General features: G+C 39.3%; 6 protein-coding genes. 2 read left to right on the top strand and 4 right to left on the bottom strand.

Annotation, left to right across the window (positions count from 1 at the left end; genetic code table 11):
- Positions 1–438: 438 nt before the first annotated feature.
- From L5L94_RS19795 to L5L94_RS19780, 4 genes are all read right to left on the bottom strand, one after another.
- Positions 439–1,695, bottom strand: coding sequence for a Y-family DNA polymerase (locus tag L5L94_RS19795; RefSeq protein ID WP_263164720.1), 1,257 nt, complete (start codon positions 1,693–1,695; stop codon positions 439–441).
- Entirely contained in the window at positions 1,696–2,103 is a 408-nt protein-coding gene (locus L5L94_RS19790) for a LexA family protein (RefSeq protein WP_263164719.1), read from the bottom strand.
- 61 nt (positions 2,104–2,164) lie between these two features.
- Positions 2,165–2,395, bottom strand: a complete 231-nt coding sequence (locus tag L5L94_RS19785; protein WP_263164718.1) for a hypothetical protein — start codon at positions 2,393–2,395, stop codon at positions 2,165–2,167.
- A gap of 335 nt (positions 2,396–2,730) precedes the next feature.
- Positions 2,731–3,567 carry a hypothetical protein gene (locus L5L94_RS19780; protein ID WP_263164717.1) on the bottom strand — a complete coding sequence of 279 codons (837 nt, stop codon included), beginning with the start codon at positions 3,565–3,567 and terminating at the stop codon, positions 2,731–2,733.
- A gap of 283 nt (positions 3,568–3,850) precedes the next feature.
- Here L5L94_RS19780 and L5L94_RS19775 point away from each other — a divergent pair, with 283 nt between their 5' ends.
- Together L5L94_RS19775 and L5L94_RS19770 are read left to right on the top strand one after the other, a co-directional pair.
- The gene (locus L5L94_RS19775; protein ID WP_263164716.1) at positions 3,851–4,720 is read left to right on the top strand and encodes a hypothetical protein; all 870 of its coding nucleotides are present in this window, start codon (positions 3,851–3,853) and stop codon (positions 4,718–4,720) included.
- 95 nt (positions 4,721–4,815) lie between these two features.
- Positions 4,816–6,099: a hypothetical protein gene (locus L5L94_RS19770; RefSeq protein WP_263164715.1), complete on the top strand. Its 1,284-nt coding sequence runs from the start codon at positions 4,816–4,818 to the stop codon at positions 6,097–6,099.
- The last annotated feature ends 42 nt before the right edge of the window (positions 6,100–6,141 follow it).

Below are 6,141 nucleotides of genomic sequence, written 5' to 3'. Positions count from 1 at the left end.
TCTCGCGACAACGGGTCGTGACGTTTTCCTTGGTTCTGAATAATTCATCCGCGAGAACGTATGGCATGGCTCTGAAAATGCTCCTTGGGGCCTAACGATCATAACGCAACGGCGCGCATTTTCCGTGTCCGTTGCTGTGGCTTGTTTTGTAAGTGACAGATTACGTAAGAAGTGCGCATAATGATGGGCTATTTAACTTCCTTGTATCTGAACTCTCCATATTCCGCCAACATAGAGAATGTTTAATTTGGCTGGCGTTGGCTGCGTACAAGCTCAATTCACCCGCAAAGCTATCGCTTCAAGCATGTCTAAAAAGTCATACGCAATAAATCAATTATTTATGCAGCCACTTTGTATCATTACTTAAATTTGGTCAATCTTTGTACGTCAGATTTAGCCTAAAATCTCAATGCAGAAGCGTAATGGGGCATAACCTCGTTAGCACTTAATACGCGGTACACTTCGCCACTTAGTCGTATATTGAGGCGTCAATAAGTCCCTCCGCATTGCCCATTTATGCTCTATGCCTTGAGCAGCGATAAACAGGGTATCACTACCATAGCGTTGGTTAATGTGATCGAGTGTAAGCATTAGCGCTGGCTTTGCTGTCGGTGGATTGAACAAGTCTAATTGGCTATGTTTCTCGCTCGCTAAGTCAATCAAACCTACGCCTATCTTGTAATAGCGTACACCTTCACGAAATAGCTTGGGTGCGGCTTCACATATAGCCTTAGTCAGCTCGACCGTACAGTTAGTTGGACAAGGAAAATGCACCACTGTTTTATAGCTAACAGGACGCTCATCATGGGGTGAATTAGTGGCAAATAACAGCATAGTCTTGCAGACTGAGCCTTGCTTACGCGCTTTAGCCGCCGCAATCCCCACGTGCTTACTCAATGCTTGCAATAATGACTCAAAATCAGTGATGCGCTCACCCATGCTTCTTGTCGAGTAAATCTGCTTCTTATCTGCCCTTGCTTCATCCCACACCTTGCATACTTGGCCGTTAAGCTCTCGTACTGTGCGCTCGACTTCAATGCTGAACTGTTTACGGGCTAATCCTGCTGGCATGTTAGCGAGGTCAAACGCTGTACGGATATTCATCAGTTCGAGCTTAGCACTAAGCCTACGACCAATCCCCCAAACATCACCCACAGCAAGCTGCTTTAAAATAGCGATTCGGTCTTGGTCATTGTCGATAACACAGACACCTTTATAGCCCTCTATCTTCTTAGCAGCATGGTTAGCTAGTTTCGCCAGCGTCAGGGTTTTAGCAATCCCCACACAAACAGGTAAACGAGCTTCTTTCCATACAGCGCGTCTTATCAATTGCCCTTGGGTATGCAGACACTTTATTGCTGGATAACAATTCTTAAACGACAGGAAGGTTTCATCGATACTGTAGACATGTTGCTCAGGTGCAAATCGGCCAATGATATCCATCATCTTGCTAGACAAATCAGCATACAGTTCATAGTTAGACGAACAGACAATAACACCACGCTCTGCACAGAGTGCTTTGACTTGAAAGTAAGGCACAAACTTCTGAATACCCGCTTCTTTGGCCTGTCTATTGGCAGCAACAATCATCCCATCGTTGTTACTGAGTACAATTACAGGCTTACCACGCCAATCAGGCCGGAACACCTGTTCCGCGCTACAGTAGAAGCTATTGGCATCGACTAGCGCAAACATCTACTTTTCACTCAATATGGGACTTTTACGGTGGCAACGAATAGAGCGAGTGATTACGCCTTCAATACTAAATTCATCGTATTCGTGAATGATGACAGGCTGGTGTTGTTGATTGGAAGAAAGCAGTAAGCGGCGGGGAATATCAATGATTTTGCAAACAAACTCCCTATTTAAACTGGCAACAATCACATCGCCATTACGCACTGTCTCATGGCGGTCAACAATGAGTACATCGCCATCAAAGATGCCGATATCTTGCATCGAATCCCCTTCAGCAAAGGCGAGAAAAGTCGAACTTGGATGGTCAATCAATAACTCATCCAAGCTTAGACCTAGCTGCGTGTATTCAGCAGCTGGTGACTCAAAACCTGTAATGCCAGCACGGGCAGGAATAGGGATAACACGCATAGCAATAAACCACTGTAATTATATACAGCAATTATAGGCGTAGAATGGCAGCTAGCAAGAATTATTCAACGACCGCAATGTAACACCATTGGTTCTTCTCTTTATCGAAGGCCACATCAATGTTCATTGGGTCGGTATAGCCTTGTTCAGCTCTGAGGGCTGCAATCTCGCTGATCTCTGCTAAGTCATCAATACACTGTGGCTGTATTAATGTGTATAAAAACATGACTATAAAACCGAACAAGGTTAACAGGATTGAAGTGACTAGAACACGTATAGGTCGGAAAATCATGAATTAGCCATCCTTAGCCAGAGAATTGAAATACCTTTATCAATATGACGATAGCAAAGATTTTTCTTGAAGCAAGGGAGGACGGAAGGTGATTTTGCATTAACTTAACAGGCCAAAATCTGTTACCCACAATAGCTATCAGTATTTTCATCAGTGTAGGAAGTTCGCGATATAGATTAACGCACCTAAACCGTTACAGTGCATGAAAGTCACTCATAAAATTTAATTATAAATTGCGGGCTCGCAATTGGTGGAGAAAAAGTAAAGTCGAAAGATGTTAAATTTTCTGTTATCTTAACTGACGTTTGCTTGATGGCATCATTAACATGAAATTTCTAGTGCTTATGGTCATTGTTCTGCTTCCTCTTGATATCAAGGTATCGACGATAAAAAACGTAGTACTTCTTGATGTTACAAGTAAAATATTCCCATAGCTCAACATGGTTATCTTTTTTGAACTTTCTCTCATGACTAATACATTTAATCTTAAATGAGCACTCTATTATAAAATGTTTAAAATTCCGTCTTAGTTCACTACCGTCTTTTATAAATAACTCGTAAGACTTTAAGCTATTAATTACATTAAAGCATATATTTGACTTCCTGCAATCAAAATATTGTATTTTAGAACTATTTGTTAATGGGTCTATCAAAATGAAGTAATTACTTCTTTCCAGCTTTAACTCACCATATTCATTGGTGGTGTCTTTAGTTTTTTCTGACAAAGTTTTGGCTTTAACTGTTGCATTTATAACTTTCAACCTTTTATTAAGATGATTTTCGCATGAATTGCACTTTTTAACTCGTCCATAGTTAAGAAACATCTTAAATGTAATTGGAAATAGACTTGTCAAAATGTAAAGTTCGACCCATCCATTGAAGTATTCAACCCCGTATCTAAGGTTAGTATTTTTATGCATCCTCCTTAACTCTTTATACTCTTCCATATATTCATCAATAAACTTAACCTCATTGTCAACAATCTTTTTCCTTCTTTTATTTAAATAATCAAAAAGTCCTTTTTGCAGGTTTAATGTGAGCAAAGTCCTCCTTTTATCCACATAGCCTAAAGTCACCTCGCCAGTCTTTAAGGATTTGTATATAGCAAATTCTTCTTCATCAAACCCCATATAGGGGTTTTTATCCGTGCCCAACCTACCGTATCCGCTCATATTTTAACCAAAAAGAAATTAAACGCATAACAACATGTTTTTTATCATAAATTTATTTTTTAATGCTTTATTACGCCTGCAACCGAAGTTTATATGTTTAAACGGTATTTATCTAGTCTCAGAATAATAAAATGAAGTTAAAAAACTTAAAATGATGAAAAAATCAAGTGGTTACAAGTCATTATGACTGTATTAAATTGAGCTTAGCTCGGAGGATTGCTCGGCACTGAGGAATTTTGGAGCGAGGACTATAGACAGTTAGATGACAACATAGAAGGTACACATGAAACATTATCAAACTACAAGCGCTAATTCAGAGCCTGATTTTAAATTTGTTAAAACAATCATCAATAACAAAAAGGCACTAGAGGGGGGGGTGTCTTTAAACTCAAAGAAAATGAAAAAATTATGCAAGGCTTTAACTGGTTCATCTAATTTAACAAAATCAATACTTTACATAATCTACACCAACGGCGGCTATAAAAATATTGGCTATTCATCTTTCAAAGCGTTTGTAGAAAATGAGCTGAATATTACATACGATGCCGCATGGAAACAAGCCCGCTCAGCGAAGATTGCCTATTCCATATGTGGGCAAGCAGGCATAAATTTATTTAGTGATAGCTCAATGCTTGCAATGACAGACCTGAATAATGAGGAAATTAATGAAGTTAAATTATTGATTGAAAGTAAGTATGGTAAAGAAATGACTACCGAAGGTAAATATACTCAAAAAATTGTTGAGGAGGCAATTGATGCTCTCCGGGAGAAAACCATATTAATCGAACGTCAAAACGATAGCTGCGCAAATGAATCGCAAGATATAGTTGATATGGATATCCCGCCGACAGAGGGCTGCAATTTAGAAATGTTTGACTCAGAATACTCATGCTCAGGTGAGCGCAGCATGCTAGTAATCGAACCAAATCTAGTTTCACCGCCTGAAATAGAAAGTGCCTTTAAAAAAGAGTCAAAGAAAACCTTTAGCACCTCACTTAACCAATTTATATTTTTTTTCACAGATGAATCCTGCGAGAAAACTAATATCAAAAAGGTTTTTTTGGCTTTTTTAAAAACAAATGCAGGAAGTAATGAGAAAATATTAAAGCTAGCAATAAAAATGCTAAAGAAAAAATTAAATAAATGCAAATAAAAAACTCACTACATTGGCTGGTTCAGTTTTAAGCGAGCACTGAATCGGCTTTAAGCTTTAGCTGTAAAACCCCATAGATCTAATAAGGCATTACCATGAATAACAACCAAATCAAATCAGCTATTAATAGTACTATGTTTAATAGTTATAAGTACTTAGATAACAGTAACAATGATATTCACATTACAATAGATAACTATTTAGAAGCTGTCATTCAGTATCGTGTTAGCCATAACAAGTTTGTATCTAAGGCTATGCATCAACGTCTAGCCGAGCATACAGCGCTAAACGTGATGGACACTAAAGCGCTCAAATACGCATTGCAACATGCCACTGTAGGTGCTGTCACTGATAGCATTAAAGGTCTGCATCTTCAGAGCCGTTTGCTTGAATCTCAATTAGCCAATCCACAGGCATGGGCGTGTTATCCGATCGTCGATAAGCTGCATATTACTGTGGATGTGGCTAAAGATGAGATTGATGATTTATACAGTCAATCTCAGTCTATCTTTGAAAACAGTCAGTTTAAGTGCTCTAAGACAAAGCCCAAGCGCCAGAAAGGCCAATTCTATAGAGATGTACTGACATTCTCATTAAAGACTGATAAGACAGCGCAGATACGCATGTTCTTTGGTGATAACGCTAAAAATCGTAAAACCAAGCACAACAAGCTAAGAATTGAGTTTATTCCTGCGCGGTTTACGCCTAAACAGATTAGCGAGTTTTTTTATCTGCTAAAGCGCTCTAAGTGTATTAAAGACTATAAAACCAAGATGAAAGGCGCAAACGTTACACGTTGCGATATCGCCATTGACTTTTTGTGTGTTCCTACACCACTGGTGATTGTCGATAAGCCAAAGGTTAAGCATTTTAATAATCACAGTGAGCATGAGAATAAGGGGATGCGCTTTGTTCAAACGATGTACATCTGCAAGCAAGGTGATAGCCATATCGTCGTTTATAGCAAGCCAGAAAAGCTGTTAGAGATGAGTTCTAAAAAGGCAAAGGATCGGCTTCCTATGCTCATTAATGAAGATAGTAATCCGTTAACGGTAACACGTTTCGAAAATGCCTGCCTCCCTCAACAATCTGGCAGTACTCTGCTATTACAAGACCTGCACAAGATGAGTCACCTGTTTAAGTCTGTCGAAATCTATCGCCCTGAGATACTCGGCAACTTAGATGAGGCAGAGCGCAAATTAGCACTAAGAGATGGACTAATGATCTATTTGAAAGATGAGTATGATGAAGCCGCCTTTATGGCGCGAAGTGACATGCTTCAGCGCCATGCGATGTTTATCAATCGCAAAGCGTTTAAGTCGATGCAAGAGAAAGTGCTGCGTAAGTTACGAAAGTGCATCATATCCCCTAAGGCTTAGCCTAGTTAACCGTGTCAAAAACAGTGGCTGAAATTTAGGCTC

The organism is Shewanella sp. SM21, assembly GCF_025654335.1.
GTDB lineage: Bacteria > Pseudomonadota > Gammaproteobacteria > Enterobacterales > Shewanellaceae > Shewanella > Shewanella oncorhynchi.
The sequence above is the reverse complement of the archived record's forward strand: the minus strand, read 5'-3'. Positions and strand labels throughout refer to the sequence as shown.

What these genes read in the sequence shown, in the direction of transcription:
- L5L94_RS19775 (WP_263164716.1), top strand. Translation starts at nt 3,851, where the DNA reads ATGAAACATTATCAAACTACAAGCGCTAATTCAGAGCCTGATTTTAAA.
- L5L94_RS19770 (WP_263164715.1), top strand. Translation starts at nt 4,816, where the DNA reads ATGAATAACAACCAAATCAAATCAGCTATTAATAGTACTATGTTTAAT.
- L5L94_RS19780 (WP_263164717.1), bottom strand. Translation starts at nt 3,567, where the DNA reads ATGAGCGGATACGGTAGGTTGGGCACGGATAAAAACCCCTATATGGGG.
- L5L94_RS19790 (WP_263164719.1), bottom strand. Translation starts at nt 2,103, where the DNA reads ATGCGTGTTATCCCTATTCCTGCCCGTGCTGGCATTACAGGTTTTGAG.
- L5L94_RS19795 (WP_263164720.1), bottom strand. Translation starts at nt 1,695, where the DNA reads ATGTTTGCGCTAGTCGATGCCAATAGCTTCTACTGTAGCGCGGAACAG.
- L5L94_RS19785 (WP_263164718.1), bottom strand. Translation starts at nt 2,395, where the DNA reads ATGATTTTCCGACCTATACGTGTTCTAGTCACTTCAATCCTGTTAACC.